The sequence below is a fragment of the Stenotrophomonas maltophilia group sp. Smal32 genome, assembly GCF_030237085.1.
GTDB classification, from domain to species: Bacteria; Pseudomonadota; Gammaproteobacteria; order Xanthomonadales; family Xanthomonadaceae; genus Stenotrophomonas; species Stenotrophomonas maltophilia_Q.
Map to the genome: position 1 here is coordinate 1 of NZ_JASJSI010000034.1, position 18,484 is coordinate 18,484.

General features: G+C 68.0%; 17 protein-coding genes. 9 read left to right on the plus strand and 8 right to left on the minus strand.

Annotated elements, in window-relative coordinates; genetic code table 11:
- Window positions 1–246 precede the first annotated feature (246 nt).
- The gene (locus QRO91_RS10445; protein WP_005417749.1) at window positions 247–1,074 is read right to left on the minus strand and encodes an inositol monophosphatase family protein; all 828 of its coding nucleotides are present in this window, start codon (window positions 1,072–1,074) and stop codon (window positions 247–249) included.
- Window positions 1,075–1,194: 120 nt separating this feature from the next.
- Here QRO91_RS10445 and QRO91_RS10450 point away from each other — a divergent pair, with 120 nt between their 5' ends.
- The 3 genes from QRO91_RS10450 to QRO91_RS10460 are packed head-to-tail and all read left to right on the plus strand — an operon-like array spanning window position 1,195 to window position 5,067.
- Entirely contained in the window at window positions 1,195–1,965 is a 771-nt protein-coding gene (locus QRO91_RS10450) for an RNA methyltransferase (RefSeq protein WP_049426846.1), read from the plus strand.
- Between the two features lie 46 nt (window positions 1,966–2,011).
- Window positions 2,012–2,944 carry a phosphate/phosphite/phosphonate ABC transporter substrate-binding protein gene (locus QRO91_RS10455; protein ID WP_049426845.1) on the plus strand — a complete coding sequence of 311 codons (933 nt, stop codon included), beginning with the start codon at window positions 2,012–2,014 and terminating at the stop codon, window positions 2,942–2,944.
- Window positions 2,941–5,067: a bifunctional diguanylate cyclase/phosphodiesterase gene (locus QRO91_RS10460; RefSeq protein ID WP_285310383.1), complete on the plus strand. Its 2,127-nt coding sequence runs from the start codon at window positions 2,941–2,943 to the stop codon at window positions 5,065–5,067. The genes QRO91_RS10455 and QRO91_RS10460 overlap by 4 nt, the downstream gene beginning before the upstream one ends.
- Before the next feature lie 68 nt (window positions 5,068–5,135).
- Here QRO91_RS10460 and epmB read toward each other — a convergent pair whose 3' ends face one another.
- Entirely contained in the window at window positions 5,136–6,176 is a 1,041-nt protein-coding gene (gene epmB, locus QRO91_RS10465; protein ID WP_197620323.1) for an EF-P beta-lysylation protein EpmB, read from the minus strand.
- A 96-nt stretch (window positions 6,177–6,272) separates the two neighbouring features.
- On the opposite strand from epmB, the gene efp reads away from it, so the two are divergent.
- The 5 genes from efp (at window position 6,273) to QRO91_RS10490 (ending at window position 10,496) form a co-directional block, all read left to right on the plus strand.
- Window positions 6,273–6,839, plus strand: coding sequence for an elongation factor P (efp, locus tag QRO91_RS10470; protein ID WP_005410381.1), 567 nt, complete (start codon window positions 6,273–6,275; stop codon window positions 6,837–6,839).
- 163 nt (window positions 6,840–7,002) lie between these two features.
- Window positions 7,003–8,346 carry a TRZ/ATZ family hydrolase gene (locus QRO91_RS10475; protein ID WP_006457248.1) on the plus strand — a complete coding sequence of 448 codons (1,344 nt, stop codon included), beginning with the start codon at window positions 7,003–7,005 and terminating at the stop codon, window positions 8,344–8,346.
- A gap of 25 nt (window positions 8,347–8,371) precedes the next feature.
- Window positions 8,372–9,088 (plus strand): bifunctional 2-polyprenyl-6-hydroxyphenol methylase/3-demethylubiquinol 3-O-methyltransferase UbiG, encoded by a 717-nt coding sequence (gene ubiG, locus QRO91_RS10480; protein WP_049429626.1) that lies wholly within the window; start codon window positions 8,372–8,374, stop codon window positions 9,086–9,088.
- Window positions 9,085–9,780, plus strand: coding sequence for a phosphoglycolate phosphatase (locus tag QRO91_RS10485; protein WP_049429625.1), 696 nt, complete (start codon window positions 9,085–9,087; stop codon window positions 9,778–9,780). Before ubiG ends, QRO91_RS10485 begins: the two co-directional genes overlap by 4 nt.
- 11 nt (window positions 9,781–9,791) lie before the next feature.
- Complete coding sequence (locus QRO91_RS10490; protein ID WP_197632407.1) at window positions 9,792–10,496, plus strand: squalene/phytoene synthase family protein; 705 nt, start codon at window positions 9,792–9,794, stop codon at window positions 10,494–10,496.
- 136 nt (window positions 10,497–10,632) lie between these two features.
- On the opposite strand, the gene QRO91_RS10495 is transcribed toward QRO91_RS10490, so the two are convergent.
- Genes QRO91_RS10495 through yidD form a run of 3 tightly spaced genes read right to left on the minus strand, consistent with a single transcriptional unit; the run spans window position 10,633 to window position 13,083 of the window.
- Window positions 10,633–11,481 carry a M23 family metallopeptidase gene (locus tag QRO91_RS10495; protein WP_049429623.1) on the minus strand — a complete coding sequence of 283 codons (849 nt, stop codon included), beginning with the start codon at window positions 11,479–11,481 and terminating at the stop codon, window positions 10,633–10,635.
- On the minus strand, window positions 11,481–12,827 hold the full coding sequence (locus QRO91_RS10500) for a dihydroorotase (RefSeq protein ID WP_049429622.1): 1,347 nt from the start codon (window positions 12,825–12,827) through the stop codon (window positions 11,481–11,483). The genes QRO91_RS10495 and QRO91_RS10500 overlap by 1 nt, the downstream gene beginning before the upstream one ends.
- A 1-nt stretch (window position 12,828) precedes the next feature.
- Window positions 12,829–13,083: a membrane protein insertion efficiency factor YidD gene (gene yidD / locus QRO91_RS10505; RefSeq protein WP_049429621.1), complete on the minus strand. Its 255-nt coding sequence runs from the start codon at window positions 13,081–13,083 to the stop codon at window positions 12,829–12,831.
- A gap of 271 nt (window positions 13,084–13,354) precedes the next feature.
- Here yidD and dksA point away from each other — a divergent pair, with 271 nt between their 5' ends.
- Entirely contained in the window at window positions 13,355–14,569 is a 1,215-nt protein-coding gene (gene dksA / locus QRO91_RS10510) for an RNA polymerase-binding protein DksA (protein ID WP_285310384.1), read from the plus strand.
- 732 nt (window positions 14,570–15,301) lie between these two features.
- Here the strand turns inward: dksA and QRO91_RS10515 are convergent.
- From QRO91_RS10515 to cysS, 3 genes are read right to left on the minus strand one after another with little or no spacing between them, the layout of a single operon-like run.
- A complete protein-coding gene (locus QRO91_RS10515; RefSeq protein WP_099551871.1) occupies window positions 15,302–16,549 on the minus strand; it encodes an MFS transporter in 1,248 nt (415 codons plus the stop codon).
- Complete coding sequence (locus tag QRO91_RS10520; protein ID WP_005410372.1) at window positions 16,546–16,998, minus strand: SufE family protein; 453 nt, start codon at window positions 16,996–16,998, stop codon at window positions 16,546–16,548. The genes QRO91_RS10515 and QRO91_RS10520 overlap by 4 nt, the downstream gene beginning before the upstream one ends.
- Window positions 16,999–17,052: 54 nt before the next feature.
- Window positions 17,053–18,429, minus strand: coding sequence for a cysteine--tRNA ligase (gene cysS, locus QRO91_RS10525; protein ID WP_049429618.1), 1,377 nt, complete (start codon window positions 18,427–18,429; stop codon window positions 17,053–17,055).
- Between the last annotated feature and the right edge of the window lie 55 nt (window positions 18,430–18,484).

Sequence of the window (18,484 nt, forward strand, 5' to 3'; positions counted from 1 at the left end):
CACCTCCTGGTGGTGATAGTCGTGGGGGTGTTGTTTATTTATTAGCCCGAGCCTGCCCGGGACCCGCGCGCCCCGGCGGCGGGCGGGGGGGGGGGGGGGGGGGGGGGCGGGGGGGGGGGGGCGGGCGGGCCCCCCCCCACACCCCCCCCCCCCCCCCTCCGCAGTCGCGGAAACGAATCTCCGTGCGCACAAACGAAAACGGCACCCTCGCAGGTGCCGTTTCAGTGAGCCGCGTTACGTGGACGCTCAGAACTTTGCGTCGAACTCGGCAGCGTAACCGGTGTTGACCAGCACCTTCTGCAACGACTCTGCCACCTTCAGGTTGCCGGCCACGATCTGGTGCGTCTCCGGGCCGCGGTTGTCCATGCGGCCCAGGGTGGCGCCCTTGAAGTCGCAGACCTTGCCGCCCGCTTCGCGGACCAGCAGCAGGCCGGCGGCGATGTCCCACGCCTTCACGCCGGCTTCGAAGTAGGCATCGGCACGGCCGCAGGCCACGTAGGCCAGGTCCAGCGCGGCCGAACCAGTGCGGCGGATGTCCTCGCCGTGCACCAGCAGGGCGTCGACCGCCTTCAGCTGGGCACTGGCGCGGCTGCGCTCGCGCGGGGCGAAGCCGGTGTGAATCATGGTGCCTTCCAGATCCTTGCGGTCGGCCACGCGGATGCGGCGGTCGTTCAGCACGGCACCGGCGCCGCGGCTGGCGGTGAACAGTTCATTGCGCAGCGGATCGAAGATGACCGCATCGGTCGGCTCGCCATTCTCGACCAGGGCGATCGACACGCAGTAGTGCGGCACGCCGCGCAGGTAGTTGCTGGTGCCATCCAGCGGGTCGATGACCCACATCTGGCGGCGCTCGCCCTGCACGCCACCTTCTTCACCGAAGATGCCGTAGTCCGGGTAGGCGCGCTTGAGTTCCTTGACGATGACCTTTTCCGCGTCCGCATCCACTTCGCTGGCATAGTCCATCCGGCCCTTCTGCACCACGTTCAGTGCCTCGAGCTTGTTGATGTTGCGCAACAGGACGTTGCCGGCGAGGCGGGCGGCCTTGACCATGACGGTGACGGCGGGTTTCTGCATGGCGTGGGCTCCCGGAAAGGCAGAAGAGATGGACTGGCGGGGGAAAAGAGCGGGTCCGGCGCAGTGGCCGGCCGCACAGTTTACCATTGGTCATCGTCCAGCTCGACCTTTTCCCTGTTCATGTCCCAGTTTCCTGCCGCAACCCGCCTCCGATTCGTCCTGGTCGGTACCCAGCACCCCGGCAACATGGGGGCTGCCGCCCGCGCCCTGAAGACCATGGGCCTGGCCCGCCTGGTGCTGGTCGCCCCCGAAAAGCCGCTCGACGAAGAGGCCTTCCGCCGCTCGGCCGGTGCCGAAGACGTGCTGGGGGACGCCCCGGTGGTGGCTACCTTGGCCGAGGCCGTGGCTGACTGTCGCCTGGTACTGGGCTGCACGGCCCGTGCCCGCCGCGTCCAGCTGGAGGAGTACCTGCCGGCCGATGCTGCCGCCCGTGCGGTGGCCAAGGCGGGCGAAGGTGCCGAGGTGGCACTGGTGTTCGGCCGCGAGCGCACCGGCCTGACCAACGAGGAGCTGCAGCTCTGCCACGCCGCAGTGCACATCCCGTCAGACCCGGAGTTCAGTTCGCTCAACCTGGCCGCCGCCGTGCAGGTGCTGGCCTATGAAACGCGCATGCAACTGCTTGGGGCGCAGCCGGTTGCAGAAACCGAACCCGGCTTCCGCGAACAGGCGGCCAGCCACGAGCAGATGGAGAGCTTCTTCGCCCAGCTGGGTGACACGCTGGACGAGATCGATTTCCACAAGGGCCGCGCCCCCGAGTCGGCGATGCGCAAGCTGCGCCGCCTGTTCCTGCGCAGCGAGCCCACCGAACAGGAAGTGCGCCTGCTGCGCGGCATCCTCGCCGACACCCAGCGCATGGCGCGACTGGCGCAGGCAGGCGGCAAGGACAGCTGACGACGTTCTCATTTTTTCGGGTAGTCTGTCTGGATACCCAGGGGGGATGAAGCCTGTGTCGGGTCTGCGAAAGGCAATGCAGGGGGGACTGCTGAGCCTGGCCATGGTCCTGCTGGCCGGGACGGTGCGTGCAGCACCGGACCCGGTGCTGGTGCTGGGCCGGATCAGCGATGACCCCAAGGCCCACTACGAGCAGCTGCAACCCCTGCTGGACTACGTTGTGGCTCGCATGCATGACGTCGGCATCCAGGAGGGGCGGATACTGATGGCCCGCGACCCGCAGCAGATGGCCAGCTATCTGCGGCGGGGACGGGTCGACTGGGTCACGGAAACCTCCGGTACGGCAGTGGCGTTGGGCCAGCGCAGCGGCGCTCGCCCCCTGCTGCTGACCGAGCGCAACGGTGTGCGGGAGTACCAGACGGTGTTCTTCGTGCGCAGCGACAGTCCCATCCAGCGGGTGCAGGATCTGCGCGGCCATCGTCTGGCCCTGCAGAACACGGCCTCCACCAGCGCCTATCTGGTGCCGGTGATGACCCTGCTGAACCATGGCCTGTCGCCACAGATCCTGGCCGGGGTGTGGGACGTGCCAGGGCGTGACAGCGTGGGGTATGTGTTCGCGCGCAGCGAGTTGAACATCGCGACGTACGTGCACAAGGGGATGGCGGATGTGGGGGCGGTGAGCAGCGTGGACTGGAATGACGAGCGGCGGGTGCCGGCTGCATTCCGGCGCGATTTCCGCGAACTGCTGCGCACCGAACCATACCCGCGTGCGGTGGAGATGGTCCGCGCCGACCTCGATGCCCGGGTGCGCGATCGCCTGCAGGACGTCCTGCTGCAGGCAGCCAGCGACCCGCAGGCACAGGGCGCGTTGCATCGGTTTTTTGGCACTTCCGGGTTCCACCGTGTCGATGCGCATGCGCAGCAGCGGTTGGATGAATTGAAACAAGGATTGACGCGCGTGCGGATGGAAGTGGAATGAAGTGGCTCGGCTCGGGGATGCAGGCCCGGTTCCTGCTGGCGATGGGCGGAGCGATGGTCGTGGTGGTCGCGATCCTGGCGGTGCTGCTGGGGCGCCGGACGGCGATGCAGAGCGAGGTGCGCACCCTCAGCGGTGGCGTCATCCATGAATTGTTCGATCGCAGCGTGCGCAGCCGCGGCGAGGCGATGGCGCGCGAGTTGTCCGATGCGCTGGCCAACCCACTGTACTACCGCGACCTGGACCAGGTTGGCGTACTCGTGCGCAGCACCGCGCGACAGCCGGTGGTGCGTTATGTACTGGTGTTCGACGAGCGTGGCCGGCTGGTGCACGACGGATCGGTCGAGGTCTCGGGATTCGGCCAGCCGATGGCCGATCCCCTGGCGCCCAAGGCGGCGGCGGCGCAGGCATTGCTGGTGCAGGAATCGCCGAAGGTGCTGGACAACACGATGCCGATCATGGTCGGCAACCAGCGCATCGGCGGCGTCCGCGTCGGCATGGCGCTGGACGAGGTACAGCAACGCGAACAGGCGGCCAATGCCACCCTTGGCGAACGCCTGCAGCTGGTCGGCAGCCGCCACCTCGGATGGTTGCTGCTGATGCTGGGGTTGCTGGTGGTGATTGGCGTGGTGGTGATCATGTACGTGCAGCGCACGCTGGTCGCGCCGATCCGCGATCTGGCCGCAGCCGCGCGCCGCATCGAGGCGGGGGACTATCAGACACCGCTGGCCGAGAACACCCGTGACGACGAAGTGGGTGAGCTGGTGCGCGGCTTCGCCCGCATGCGCGATGCGATCGCCCGCCATGACCGTGAAGTGCGGCACATGGCCTACACCGATGCCTTGACCGGGCTGACCAACCGGCTGGCGTTCCGCGAAGCGCTGGACCATCGGCTGATGGCAGCGCGTGCCGCCAATCACCGGTTGGGACTGTTGTTCGCCGACATCGATGATTTCAAGCGGGTCAACGACACGCTTGGCCATGAGGCCGGTGACGAGGCGTTGCTGCAGTTCGCACAGCGCATCGGTCGCGCGGTCGCGGAAGCGGGCGGTGACGAGGCCCTGCTGGCCCGCTTCGGTGGCGATGAATTCGTGATTCTGGTCGGCGACGGTGACGTGGCCGCCAACGCGCGGCTGCTGGCCGAGGTGCTGGTGCGTGAGCTGGGCAGGCCACTGGTGGTGCAGGGCCGGGAGCTGTTCCTCGGTACCTCGATCGGCGTGACCCTGTTCCCCGATGATGCGGCCGACGCGACGACGCTGCTGAAGAACGGCGACATCGCGATGTACCAGGCGAAGATGGCGGGCAAGAACTGCTACCGCTACTACAGCCGGGCGATGGACCATGCGGTCGAGCGTCGCGTGCACATGGAGCAGGAGCTGCGCGGGGCCTGGGAGCGCGGCGAACTGCGCCTGGCCTACCAGCCGATCTTCCGCATGCGCGACCGTCGCATGGTCGGCGTCGAAGTGCTGCTGCGCTGGCAGCATCCGACGCTGGGCACGATTCCGCCGTCGGTGTTCATCGAAGTGGCCGAGCAGAGCGGGCTGATCGAGATCATCGGCCCGAAGGTGCTGCGTGCGGCCTGCATGGAGGCCTCGCAATGGCCACGTGGCGTGGCGGGCGACGACCTGTTCGTATCGGTCAACGTGTCACCGCGGCAGCTGCGCGGCGGCGAACTGCCGGCGCTGGTCGCGCAATGCCTGCATGAATCCGGGCTGCCAGCGTCGCGCCTGCATCTGGAGCTGACCGAAACCGCCGTGATCGGCGACGAGATGGTTGCCGCGCAGCTGCTGGACAAGCTGCACCGCACCGGCGTGAAGGTCTGGCTGGATGATTTCGGGACCGGCTTCTCCGGGCTCAGTCATCTGCGCCAGGTACCCGTGGACGGCGTGAAGATCGACAAGAGTTTCGTGGCCGACATGCAGCGTGATCCCGACGACCTCGCATTGACCACGGCGATCATCGCCATGGCCCACGCGCTGGGCATCACCGTGGTGGCAGAGGGCATCGAGCAGCAGGCGCAGTTCGAGCTGCTGGCGCAGCGCGGCTGCGATCTGGGACAGGGTTACTGGCTGAGCCACCCGGTCACCGCCACCGAAGTGGTACGGATGATCGAGTCGGGCCTCTGACCTGCTGCCGTTGTCCTGGGGTCAGATCCCTTTTCCGCAGGAAAAGGGATCTGATCCCGCCCCCGGATTTACAGCGGGCGCTTGCTCGGGTCGCCCGGCAGCTCGCGCACCAGTTTCGGAATCAGGTAACCGGACAGGCGCGTGGTCAACCCGGCAATCAGTGCCTTGGCCTGGGTGTCGTCCACTTCAAAGTGGGCCACGCCTTCGACCCGGTCCAGCTGGTGCAGGTAGTAGGGCAGCACGCCGGCAGCGAAGCTGCGCTCGCTCAGGTCCTGCAGCGCCTGCACGCTGTCGTTGACTCCGCGCAGCAGCACCGCCTGGTTCAGCAGTTGGGCGCCGGTGCCGCGCAGGCGCGCCATCGCGGCGTCCACGCTGGCGTCGAATTCGTTGGCGTGGTTGGCGTGGACCACGATGGCCAGCGGCCACGGCAGGCCGCCCAGCCAGGCCAGCAGCTCCTCGTCCACGCGTTCGGGCAGCACGATCGGCAGGCGGCTGTGGATGCGCAGGCGGCGGATGTGCGGGATCGCGCGCAGTGCGTCGGTCAGCTCGACCAGCTTGTGCGTGGCCAGAGACAGTGGATCGCCGCCGGACAGGATCACCTCGTCGATGTCCGGGTCGGCGGCGATGGCGGCTACGGCCTCCTGCCAGCCACCCCTGGCGGCGTTCTCCGCGCCATAGTCGAAGTGGCGGCGGAAGCAGTAGCGGCAGTTGATCGCGCAGCTGCCGGTGGCGACAAGCAGGGCGCGGCCACGGTACTTCTGGATGACGCCGGTGGCCTTCTTGGCCGCGCCATCGCCCACCGCATCGAAGCTGAACCCGGGCGCGGGACGCATTTCCTCGTCGATCGGCAGCACCTGCCGCAGCAGCGGATCGGCCGGATCACCCTTGCGCATGCGGGCCACGAACCCCTCCGGCACGCGCAGCGCGAACTGGGCCATGGCCGCGTCCGAGACGCCCAGCGCGGCCGGGTCCAGCTGCAGCCGGGCCAGCAGGGCCTGTGGGTCGCGCAGTGCCTGGCGCCAGAGCTGCTGCCAGCGCGCGGGCGCGCCTGGCGACTGGGGCCGGGGGAAGGCGGAAAGCTGCATGGAGAGGGGGCCTGCGGTTATCATGGGGGCAGAAAAACAGTCGCCCACCGGCATCCGGTGGGCTTTCCATTCTAACGGCTCGCCGCACCCGCGGTGTTTCTGCCACTCAGGAGTTTACGCATGGCCAGCTACGGCATGAACGACGTCAAGAACGGGATGAAGATCCTGGTCAACAACCAACCGGCCGTCATCATCGACACCGAATACGTCAAGCCGGGCAAGGGCCAGGCCTTCACCCGCGTGAAGTACCGCCTGATCAAGGACGGCCGTACCCAGGAAGTGACCATGAAGTCGACCGACTCGCTGGATGCAGCCGACGTCGTCGACACCGACATGAACTTCATGTACAGCGATGGCGAGTACTGGCACTTCATGGATCCGGAATCCTTCGAGCAGGTCCAGGCCACCAAGGCCGGCATGGGCGGCGCCGAGAAGTGGCTGAAGGGCGAAGAGTCCTGCGTGGTCACCCTGTGGAACGGTGAGCCGATCTTCGTGCAGCCGCCGAACTTCGTCGAACTGAAGATCACCGAGACCGATCCGGGCGTCCGTGGCGACACCTCGGGCGGCGGCGGCAAGCCGGCCACCCTGGAAACCGGCGCCGTGGTCCGCGTGCCGCTGTTCGTCAACCAGGACGAAGTGATCCGCGTCGACACCCGTTCGGGCGAGTACTCCGCACGCGTCAAGTAATCCGGCGCAGTCGGATTACCTGTAGAGCCGAGCCATGCTCGGCTTTCCGGGCACAACCCGGAACCTGTTGCTGGCGCCCATGGCGCCGCAGCGGACAGCCGCCGGGCATGGCCCGGCGCTACCGCCTCCCGCCAGGCCCTTCTCCAATAGCCAGTGAGCCCGCATGAGCGATAGCCCGCACCTCCCCGAAGCCTGCGACCTGCTCATCGAAGCCGGTTATGTCGTTCCGATCGAGCCGCATGCGGTGGTGCTGGAAGACCATGCCGTGGCCGTGCGTGGCAGCGAGATCGTCGCCATCCTGCCGCGTGCCGAGGCGCGTGCGCGCTTCCGTGCCGCGCAGGTGGTCAGCCGCCCCGAGGCGGCGCTGATGCCGGGCCTGGTCAACGCGCACACGCACAATCCGATGACCCTGCTGCGCGGCGTCGCCGACGACCTGCCACTGATGACCTGGCTGCAGCAGCACATCTGGCCGGTGGAAGCGGCGGTGATCGGCCCCGAATTCGTCGCCGACGGCACCACCCTGGCCATCGCCGAGATGCTGCGCGGCGGCACCACCTGCGCCAACGAGAACTACTTCTTCGGCGACGTGCAGGCCGCGGTCTACAAGAAGCATGGTTTCCGCGCGCTGGTCGGCGCGGTCATCATCGATTTCCCCACCGCCTGGGCCAAGACCGACGACGAGTACTTCGCCAAGGCCGGTGAACTGCATGACCAGTGGCGCACCGATCCGCTGATCGGCACCGCGTTCGCGCCGCACGCGCCGTACACCGTAAACGACGCCAATTTCGAGCGGGTGCGGATGCTGTCCGACCAGCTCGACATGCAGGTCCACCTGCACACCCACGAGACCGCGCAGGAAATCACCGATTCGATCAAGCTGCACGGCCAGCGCCCGCTGGCGCGGCTGGATCGGCTCGGGCTGGTCAACGACCGCCTGATCGCGGTGCACATGACCCAGCTGACCGACGCGGAAATCCACCTGTGCGCCGAACGCGGCGTCAGCGTGGTGCACTGCCCGGAATCGAACCTGAAGCTGGCCTCCGGTTTCTGCCCGGCCTGCGCCCTGCAGCGCGCCGGCGTGAACCTGGCCATCGGCACCGACGGCTGCGCCAGCAACAACGACCTGGACATGTTCAGCGAGAACCGCACTGCGGCGATCCTGGCCAAGGCCGTGGCCGACGACGCCACCGCGCTGGATGCAGCCACCACGCTGCGTGCCTCCACGCTGGGTGGCGCCCGCGCGCTGGGCTTCGGCGACCGCATCGGTTCGATCGAGGTCGGCAAGCAGGCCGACCTGGTCTGCGTCGACCTGTCCGCGCTGGAAACCCAGCCGCTGCACAACGTGCTGTCGCAGCTGGTGTACGCCACCGGCCGCCAGCAGGTCAGCGATGTCTGGATTGCCGGCAAGCCGAAGCTGGTGCAGCGCGAGCTGGTCGGCATGGACCTGCCGGGCATCATCGCCAACGCGCGCCAGTGGCGCGAGCGTATCCGTCATATCCGCGCCTGAACCCTGGCGCTGCAAGGACTTCCCCATGACTGCCCCCCACGCTTCCTCCAATTTCGATCAGGCCGAGCTGGACAAGTTCGCCGCGCTGGCCAACCGCTGGTGGGACGCTGACGGCCCGCAGAAGCCGCTGCATGCGCTGAACCCGGTGCGGCTGAAGTACGTGGCCGACCGCGTGCCGCTGCGCGGTGCGCGCGTGCTGGACATCGGCTGCGGTGGCGGCCTGCTGAGCGAGGCGCTGGCGCAGTCCGGTGCCGACGTCACCGCCATCGACCTGGCCCCGGAACTGGTCAAGGTCGCGCGCCTGCACGCGCTGGAAAGCGGTGCCAAGGTCGATTATCGCGTCCAGGCCGCCGAGGACCTGGCTGCCGAGCAGCCGGGCAGTTTCGATGTGGTCACCTGCATGGAAATGCTCGAGCACGTGCCGGATCCGGGCGCGATCATCGAAGCCTGCAAGCGCCTGCTGAAGCCGGGCGGTCACCTGTTCCTGTCGACCATCAACCGCACCGCTGCTGCCTTCGCGGTGGCGATTGTCGGCGCCGAGTACGTGGCGCGGCTGCTGCCCAAGGGCACACATCACTACCAGGAATTCATCAAGCCGGCCGAGCTGGCGCGCTGGCTGCGCGAGGCCGACATGCAGCTGGTGGATGTCAGCGGCATGGCCTACGAGCCGTGGCGCAACCACGCCCGCCTGAGCAGCCGCACCGACATCAACTACCTGGCCTACGCGGTCAAGCCGGCATGACCTCCCCCGGTTTCCCGCGTGCGGTGCTGTTCGACCTGGACGGCACGCTGCTGGACAGTGCACCGGACTTCGTTGCCACCTGCGATGCGATGCTGGCCGAGCGTGGCCGTGCACCGATCGATCCGGCGTTGTTGCGCCCGGTGGTGTCGAAGGGCTCGCGTGCGATGGTCTCGGCAGCCTTCCCCGAACTGGACACGGCGGCGCGTGATGCGCTGATTCCGGAGTTTCTGCAGCGCTACGAGCGGTTGATCGGCCAGCACGCGGTATTGTTCGATGGCGTTGCAGACATGCTTGCTGCACTGGATGCCGCCGGCACAGTGTGGGGCATCGTCACCAACAAGCCGGAGTACCTGGCGCGGCTGATCGTGCCGCAGTACGGCTGGCAGCAACGCTGTGCGGTGCTGGTGGGCGGCGACAGCCTGGCCGAGCGCAAGCCGCATCCGCTGCCGCTGCTGCACGCCGCGCAGGCGATTGCCGTTGCCGCCGAAGACTGCGTGTACGTGGGCGACGACGAGCGCGACATCATCGCCGCACGCGCTGCCGCCATGCCGTCGGTGGCGGCGCTGTGGGGCTACCGCCTGCACAGCGACGACCCCCTGGCCTGGCAGGCCGACGTGCTGGTCGAGAACGCCGGACTTCTGCAACTGGCCAGCCTCTGGCCGACCCGGCCGGCAACCCCGGCCCAGCCGTAAGGAATGACGTAGTGAGCAGTACCGCGCTGGACAGTTTCCTCGACAAGTGGCGCAGCCGCTGGCCGGAATGGTCGGTGGCCGCCCCGTTCGTGGCCGAATCGCAACGCGAGCTTGCAGTTGCGTGGTTCGCGCTGCTGCAGGAATTCGACGACATGCTCAACACCAGTGGCGACCCGCTGCCAGCCGATGCCAAGCTGGCATGGTGGGGCGAGGAGCTGCGCAGCTGGGCTGCGTACCGGTCGCGTCATCCGTTGGGGCGCCTGCTGGAGCCGGTGCGTGCGCCGTGGGCGCAGCTGGCCGAGGCTCTGCCGGATCTGGTTGAAGCGCGTACCGTCGCGCTGGACGCCGCCAGTGCCGAGCGTGCGCTGGCCAACTACGCTGAAGCCGTGGCTGCGGTCGAGGCGGCGTTGTTCGCGGACAAGCCGCGCACCGGTGCCGGCCGTGCGGTGCAGCTGCAGACCCTGGCCCAGCGCCTGCAGGATGCCGGCGTGGCCGGTGTACCGCGCAGCCTGCTGGATGAGGATTCCAGCACCGCTGCGCAGCGCTGGGCGCAGTACCTGCTGAAGGGGTGGGGCAGCCGCGTACCCGGTCCGCGCCCGCGCCGCGTGTGGTCCAGCCTGGCGCGCGCACGCGTGGCCGCGCAGGCCGCAGGCAAGCCGATCGAAGCCACCCCGGTGCGCACGCTGTTGCGCGTGTGGTGGGCAGCGCGCGGCTGATTGATTCTGGTGGGTGCGGACCTTGATCCGCATGCTGTCTGTAGAGCCGAGCCCATGCTCGGCTCATCTCTGCGCGACAGCCGAGCGTGGGCTCGGCTCTACAACAGCGGCTCACTACCGCACCGGGCGATGGGCGTTACTTCCGCTCCAGCACCAGCAGCGGGTCGATACGGGTGTCGAACCAGTTCATGCCCCAGTGCAGGTGCGGGCCGGTGGCGCGGCCGGTGGCGCCGACCGCCGCAATCAACTGGCCCTGCTCGACGCGATCCCCGACCTTCACGTCGATGCGCGACAGGTGCAGGAAGTTGGAACTGACGCCGAAACCGTGGTCGAGCAGCAGCGTGCCGCCGGTCAGGTACAGGTCCGGGCCGGCGAAGGTGACGATGCCGGCGGCCGGTGCCTTCACCGGGGTGCCGGTGGGCACCGCGATGTCCATGCCGGAATGACCGGCGCCGGGTTGGCCGTTGTAGACGCGCGCATTGCCGAAGCGACCGCTGATGCGGCCCTGCACTGGCCAGATGAAGGTCTGGGTGAAGTCGGTACGGTCGTCATCGCGGGCGCGTGCGGCGGTCACCTGCGCCTGTTCGCGCTTGATCCGCTCGGCAATTGCCGGCGGCGGATTGACCGTCTTCGGCGGCACGCCGTTGACCCGCTCGGTCGGCCAGTCACGCGGCGTCACCGCGATGGTCACGGTTTCGCTGCCACCGTCGGCGCGCTGCACCTGCACGCGCAACGGACCCTTCTCGTCGCGGCCGATGCCGAACACCACGCTGCCATAGCCGCTCACCCGCAGCTGGCGGCCAGCGTACTGGACGCGGCTGCCAGCGGGAACTTTGCCGATCACCAGCGCGCCCTGCGACGCGCTGGCCGGAAACACCACGCGGCTGTCGATCAGGCTGCCGATGCCATCCTGCGCGTTGGCCGAAGATGTGCAGAGCAGGGGCGCAGCCAGGAGCAGCGCCCCGGTCAGGAGAGCCGCGCGCATCAGCGGTCGTAGGTCATGCGCTGGCCGGCCGGCTCGCCGACCAGTTTGCTGCCGTCCCACACCAGCTGGCCGTTGACCCAGGTGGCGGCGACGCGCGAACGGAAGGTCGTGCCTTCAAACGGCGACCAGCCACACTTGGACAGCACGTCCTCGCGCTTGACCGTGAACGGCACGTCCTCCACCAGCACCAGGTCGGCGAAGTAGCCTTCGCGCAGGAAGCCGCGCTCTTCCACGTCGAACAGCTGTGCCGGCGCGTGTGCGAATTTCTGCACCACCTGCTCGCGGGTCAGCTTGCCTTCGTGCACGCGCTCCAGCGCGGCCACCAGTGCGTACTGCACCAGCGGCAGGCCCGACGGCGCCTGCGCGTACGGCTTCTGCTTCTCTTCCCAGGTGTGCGGCGCGTGGTCGGTGGCCAGCACGTCCAGCACGTCGTCGGCCAGCGCGGCGGTGATCGCCTCGCGGTCGGATACTTCCTTGATCGCCGGGTTGCACTTGATCAGGTTGCCCTTGGTCGCGTAATCCGGGCGCGCGAAGTGCAGGAAGTGCACGCAGGTTTCGGCAGTGATCTGCTTGCGACTGCCGTCGGCGCGGATCAGCGGGCCCTTCTCGAACAGTGCCAGCTCGTCAGCGGTGGAGATGTGCAGCACGTGCAGGCGGGTACCGTGCTTGCGTGCCAGCGACATCGCCAGCCGGGTGGACTTGATGCAGGCTTCGCGCGAACGGATGTCCGGGTGCATGTCCGGCGTCAGGGCGTCACCGTACTTTTCCTGGAAGGCCTTCAGGTTGGCATCGATCATCGGCGTGTCTTCGCAGTGCGTGATGATCGGGGTCGGGCATTCGCGGAAGATCGCGTCCAGGGTTTCCGGGTTGTCCACCAGCATGTTGCCGGTGGAGGCGCCCATGAACACCTTCACGCCCGGGGCCTTCTTCGGGTCCAGTGCACGGATCGCTTCGAGGTTGTCATTGCTGGCGCCGTGGTAGAAGCCGTAGTTGGCCCAGGCGCGGCCGCGTGCCAGTTCGTACTTGGCTTCCAGGATGGTCGAATCCAGCGTCGGCGGGTTGGTGTTGGGCATGTCCATGAAGCTGGTCAGGCCGCCGGCCACGGCCGCCGCCGATTCGCTGGCGATGTCGCCCTTGTGGGTCAGGCCCGGCTCGCGGAAATGCACCTGGTCGTCGATCATGCCGGGCAGCAGCCAGCGCCCGGCGGCGTCCACCACCTGCTCGCCGTCGCGCGGCGTGAGCCCGCTGCCGATCTGCGCGATGCGGCCGTTCTCGATGCGCAGGTCGCCGTCGAAGGTGCGGCCTTCGTTGACCATCCGGGCGTTGGTGATGAGGGTGGAGGACATGTCAGTGTTTTCCTGTGCAACGGCAAGAGGGGGCGTGGGTGGATTCGGGCACCGGGTCGAAGCCGCCGGGATGGAACGGATGGCAGCGGCCCAGCCGGCGCGCAGCCAGCCAGCTGCCGCGCAGCGGGCCGTGTCGGGAGATGGCGTCCATCGCGTATTCAGAACAGCTCGGCACGAAACGGCAACGCGGCCCCAGCAGGGGGCTGATGAAGCGCTTGTAGAAGCGCAGCAGGGAAATGAGCAGGCGCGAGATCACCCAGTCATCTTATGCCAGTTGGCATGAAGGCCGCATTTGTGCAGGATGGGCCGTTGGTCGCATGTCGCCGATGGCCTGCGACCGGTACCAGCACCCGCGGGTGCTGGCCAGGTTCCGTACCGCGCAAGGCGGTCCGTGTTCGTCGGACTGCCCCTTGGGCACCTTGACTCCAGGACTGAATGGAGCAGGGTGCCGAGGTTGCTGCTGCGGGACGGGTAGGCTATAAAGGCCCGCTTTCCCGGGCCCCGGGGAATCCAAGGAAGAGCGTTTCGTGGCTGCTAAAAAAACTGCAAAGAAGGCCGCAACGGCCGCCAAGAAAACCGCCAAGCCTGTTGTGAAGAAGTTGGCGGCAGAGCCCGTTGCCAAGAAACCGGCGAGCAAGCCGGCGACCAAGGCAGCGTCCTCGCAACCGGCGGCCAGGAAGGCCACCGCAAAGAAAACGCCGGTCAAGGCAACCAAGCCGGTGGCGAAGAAGGCCGCTGCGCCTGCCAAGGCCAAGCCTGCCGCTGCCAGCAAGAAGGCGCCGGTGGTGAAGAAGGCCGCCAGCAAGGCCGCGCCGGTCAAGAAGGCCGCCGCCAAGCCGGTGGCGAAGAAGGCAGCAGCCAAGCCGGCGCCGAAGGCTGCGGTCAAGCCGGTTGCCAAGCCCGTAGCAAAGAAGGTCGCTGCGGCTAAACCGGTCGCCACGCCTGCCGCTGTAAAGAAGGTTGCCAAGAATGTTGCCGCGCCGGCCGCGAAGCCGACCCCGGCCCCAGTAGTGAAGTCCGCACCGAAGCCTGCTGCCAAGCCGGCTCCGGCCAAGCCTGTCCCGGCCAAGACCGTGGCAGTGGCAGCAGCCCAACCGGCCTCAAAGCCGGCCCCGGCCGCCGCTCCTGCCGCTTCGAAGGCCCCGCAATCCAAGAATCCCGTGCCCGTTTCGAAATCGCCTGCCAAAACCGCCGTGAAATCCGATTCCGCCCCGAAGACCGTGTCGCGCCCTGTCGGCAAGGTTGCCGTGGCCGTCGCCGCCCGCTCGGCTGCACCGGCCCCGCGCAGCAAGTACAAGGTGGTCGAATACAAGACCGACGAGGCCACTGGCCGCCCGATCCTGCCGGCTGGCTACAAGCCGTCCTCGGAAGAGGAATACATGAGCTCGCTGCAGCAGGAATACTTCCGCCAGCGCCTGCAGAACTGGCGTGCGGACCTGGTGGAAGAGTCCAAGCAGACCATCGAGAACCTGCGCGAGGAAGTGCGTGACATCGGCGATGAAGCCGAGCGTGCGACCCGCGAGACCGAGAACTCGCTGGAACTGCGTACCCGCGACCGCTACCGCAAGCTGATCGGCAAGATCGACAGCACCCTCAAGCGCCTGGAAGCGGGCGACTACGGCTACTGCGTCGACACCGGCGAAGAAATCGGCCTGGAGCGCCTGGAGGCGCGCCTGACCGCCGAGCGCACCATCGACGCCCAGGAGCGTTGGGAGCACCTGCAGAAGCAGCAGGGCGACTGATTCCGGTTCGTTGTGATGTCATGCGAAAAGCCCGGCTTCGGCCGGGTTTTTTGTTGGGTTCGGGTTGGCTGCGAAGAGCAGCGCCTTCCGGGTATCGGGGTGAGCCTGCGGGTGGGGTCGGGCAGGACACGCTGCAAGTACATCCCTGTAAGCTCGGCCGCGGCATCCATGCCGCGGACGGTCCTGCCCGGACCCATCCGCAGGCTCTTGACGCTTCCCTGCGTGCGCGGCTGATGTAGAGCCGAGCCCACGCTCGGCTCAGGCCGAAGCCGGAGGATAGGGAAGAGCAAGAGCAAGAACAGCCAAGCATGGCTTGGCTCTACCAGAAGCGGTCATGCGTGCGCTCGCGGCTGTTAGGTCCGCCTTGTAGCGAGCAGAGCACCGCAGGGGAATCAGGGGCGAAGAGGCGGCTCTATCCTGTAGAGCCGACTGCTAGTCGGCTGGCTCTCCGCGCCGTCCCCTGATTCGCCGAGGAGCGCAGGGCACCGGTGCGCAGCACCGGCTCGCGGATGGCGGCGCGTTTCTTTGGTGACTTTCTTGATGGCGCACATCCATGTGCGCCACCCTGCGGGCCGGCTGCGCCGTTCCGCGCTGCTCCTGCAGCACGGTGCGCGCGCAAAGAAAGTGACACCCCGCCGCGGTCGCGGAAGAAGCCCGCCGGGCGCGGCCCGGCGCAACCGCTGCGTGGGCGCACGGAAATGCGCAGCCGAGCATGGGCTCGGCTCTACAGGTTCACTGCAGGTCGCGAAGATTCAGTTTCCGCAGCGTCGGGTTCTTCCACGCGGTGATCCCGGCCACGCTCAGCACCGCGAACCCGCCCAGCACCACCGCCGGCACCAGGCCGAGCAGCTTCGCCATCGTGCCGGCATAGAACGCGCCCAGTTCGTTGGACGAACTGATGAAGATGCCGTTGATCGACGATACCCGCCCGCGCATTTCCTCCGGCGTGGCCAGCTGCAGGATGGTCGAGCGGATCACCACCGACACGCCATCGAACGCCCCGTAGAACAGCAGGATCAGCGCCGACAGCCAGAAGTGCTGCGACAGCCCGAAGCTGATCACGCACAGGCCGAACCCGGCCACCGCGAACAGCAGCACGCGGCCGGCATTGCGGTGCAGCGGGTGGCGGGCCAGCCACAGGCCAACGCACACCGAACCCAGCGCCGGCATCGCGCGCAGGATGCCCAGGCCTTCCGGGCCGTGGTGCAGGATTTCGTGCAGGAAGGCCGGCAGCATCGCCACCACGCCGCCCAGAAGCACCGAGAACATGTCCAGCGCCATCGCGCCGACCATGATCCGGTTGCCGACCACGAAGCGCGCGCCTTCGGCGATGCTCTTGAAGATCGGCGCGGCCGGACCGGTGTGCACTGGCTCTTCCACTTTCAGCGTGGCCAGGCAGGCCATCGCCACCAGCGCGAAGCCGGTGGCCACCGCATACGACAGGCCCTTGCCGCCGAAGCCGACCAGTACGCCGCCCAGCGCCGGGCCGGCGACCATGCCGGCCTGGAACACCACGGCGCCGAGCCCGGCGCCGCGTGCGAACTGGTCGCGGGCCAGCACGCGGGCGAACAGCGCGTTGTAGATGGGCGAGAGGAACGCACGGACCATGCCGGTCAGCGCAATGGCCGCATAGATCGGCCACACGCCTTCAAACGGCAGCCACCCGGTGGCAACGCCGGTCAGCACCAGCGCCGTGGCGATCAGCCCGGAACAGGCGACCATGCCCAGCCGGCGGCGCGGCAGGTGGTCGACCAGATAGCCGGCGAACGGCGCCACGCAGAAGAACGGCAGCACCTCGGCCAAGCCGACCAGGCCCAGCGAGAACGGATTGCGGGTGACTTCGTAGATGTGCCAGCCGACGGTGACTGCCACCACCTGGTAGGACAGCATCGCGAAGATGCGGTAGGCCAGCAGCTTGGCGAAACCGGGCCGGGACAGCAGGCCCAGCGCGGTGTCTTCGGCTGTGGCAGGCTCGCTCACGACGGATCGCGCTGCAGCTGGGCCTGCGCGGTCTCGCGGATGAAGGCCAGCATCGCCGCCACGCCGTTGCTGCGGGTGGGGGAGAGGTGGCGGGCCAGCCCGATGTCCTGGATGTAGCTGGGCTCGGTATCCAGGATTTCCTGTGCCGAGCGCCCGGAGTACACGCGCAGGGCCAGGAAGATCAGTCCGGAGACGATGGCCGAGTCGCTGATGGCGTGGAAGCGCAGCGACTGCGCGTTGCCTTCCGGCACGATCCAGACCATCGACTGGCAGCCCAGCAGGCGGTGCTCTTCGGTCTTCCACTCGTCCGGGAAGGCGGGCAGCTTGCGGCCGAGGTCGATCAGGTACTGGTAGCGCTCGGACCAGTCGCCGAAGAAGCCGAATTCCTCGGCGATGGCGGTCTGGGCCTCGGCGGCGGTGGGTTCAAGCGGGAACGGGGAGTCGGTCACAACAGTCTCTACGGTGGGGGCGTGGCCGGCGGACCGGCCACGGGGCAGGGCAGGTCAGCCGCGCTTGCGCGACCAGCGAACGCCCTGCGGGGTGTCATCCAGCACGATGCCTTCGGCGGCCAGCTGGTCGCGGATGGCGTCGGCACGGGCGAAGTCACGCGCCTTCTTGGCCGCAGCGCGCTCGTCGATCAGGCCCTGGATGCGGGCATCGTCGCCGTCATCGCCGGCGGCGGTACCGAACCACTGCGCCGGATCGGCCTGCAGCAGGCCCAGCGCCAGGCCGGCGCCGAGCAGCTCGCCCTTCAGGCGCGCCTGTTCGGCCTTGTCGGTGGCACGACGCGCCTCGGCGGCGATGCGGGCCACTTCGGCCAGCGCCTGCGGGGTGTTCAGGTCGTCATCCAGGGTCGCCTCGACGCTGGCCGGGATCACCGCGCTGGCTTCGATCGACGCCAGTTCGCGCAGGGTGCCGTACAGGCGGTCCAGGGTGCGCACCGACTGCTCGATCAGGCCATCGGACCAGTCCAGCGGCTGCCGGTAATGGGCCGACAGCAGCGCCAGGCGCAGGGCCTCCGGCGGATGCTGGCGCACCAGGTCATGCACGCGCTCGATGTTGCCCAGCGACTTGCTCATCTTGGCGCCGCCGAAGTTGAGCATGCCGTTGTGCAGCCAATAGCGAGCGAAGATCCTGCCGCCATGGGCGCATTCGCTCTGCGCGATTTCGTTCTCGTGGTGCGGGAACTGCAGGTCGACGCCGCCGGCATGGATGTCGATGGTCTCGCCCAGATGGGCGGCGGCCATCGCCGAGCATTCGATGTGCCAGCCCGGGCGCCCACGGCCCCACGGCGATTCCCAGCCGGGCAGGTCGTCGGTGGAGGGCTTCCACAGCACGAAATCGCCGGGATCGCGCTTGTAGGGGGCGACATCGACACGGGCGCCGGCCAGCATCTCTTCCGGGTCGCGGCGTGACAGCTTGCCGTAGCCGTCGAAACTGGCCACCGCGAACAGCACGTGGCCCTCTGCGGCATAGGCATGGCCGTTGGCGATCAGCTGCTCGATCATGGTGATGATCTGCGGCATGTGTGCGGTCACTTCCGGTTCGATGTCCGGCGGCACCACGCCCAGCGCGGCCATGTCTTCACGGTAGGCGGCGGCGAACTTGTCGGTGATGGTGCTGATCGGCACCCCCTGCTCGCGCGCGGCGGTGTTGATCTTGTCGTCCACGTCGGTGATGTTGCGGGCGTAGCGCAGTGTGCCGAAACGCCGCCGCAGCAGGTCGGCCAGCACCCCGAACACCACCGGGCCGCGGGCGTTGCCGATGTGCACGTAGTTGTAGACCGTGGGGCCACACACATACAGGGTCGGACAGGCCGGATCGAGCGGGGTGAACGGTTCGAGCTGGCGAGTCAGGTTGTTGTGCAGGCGCAGGGTCATGGGGCTGTGGCTGGGGGACAAGCCTGTGATTTTAGAACGTGTCGGCCCCCTTTGG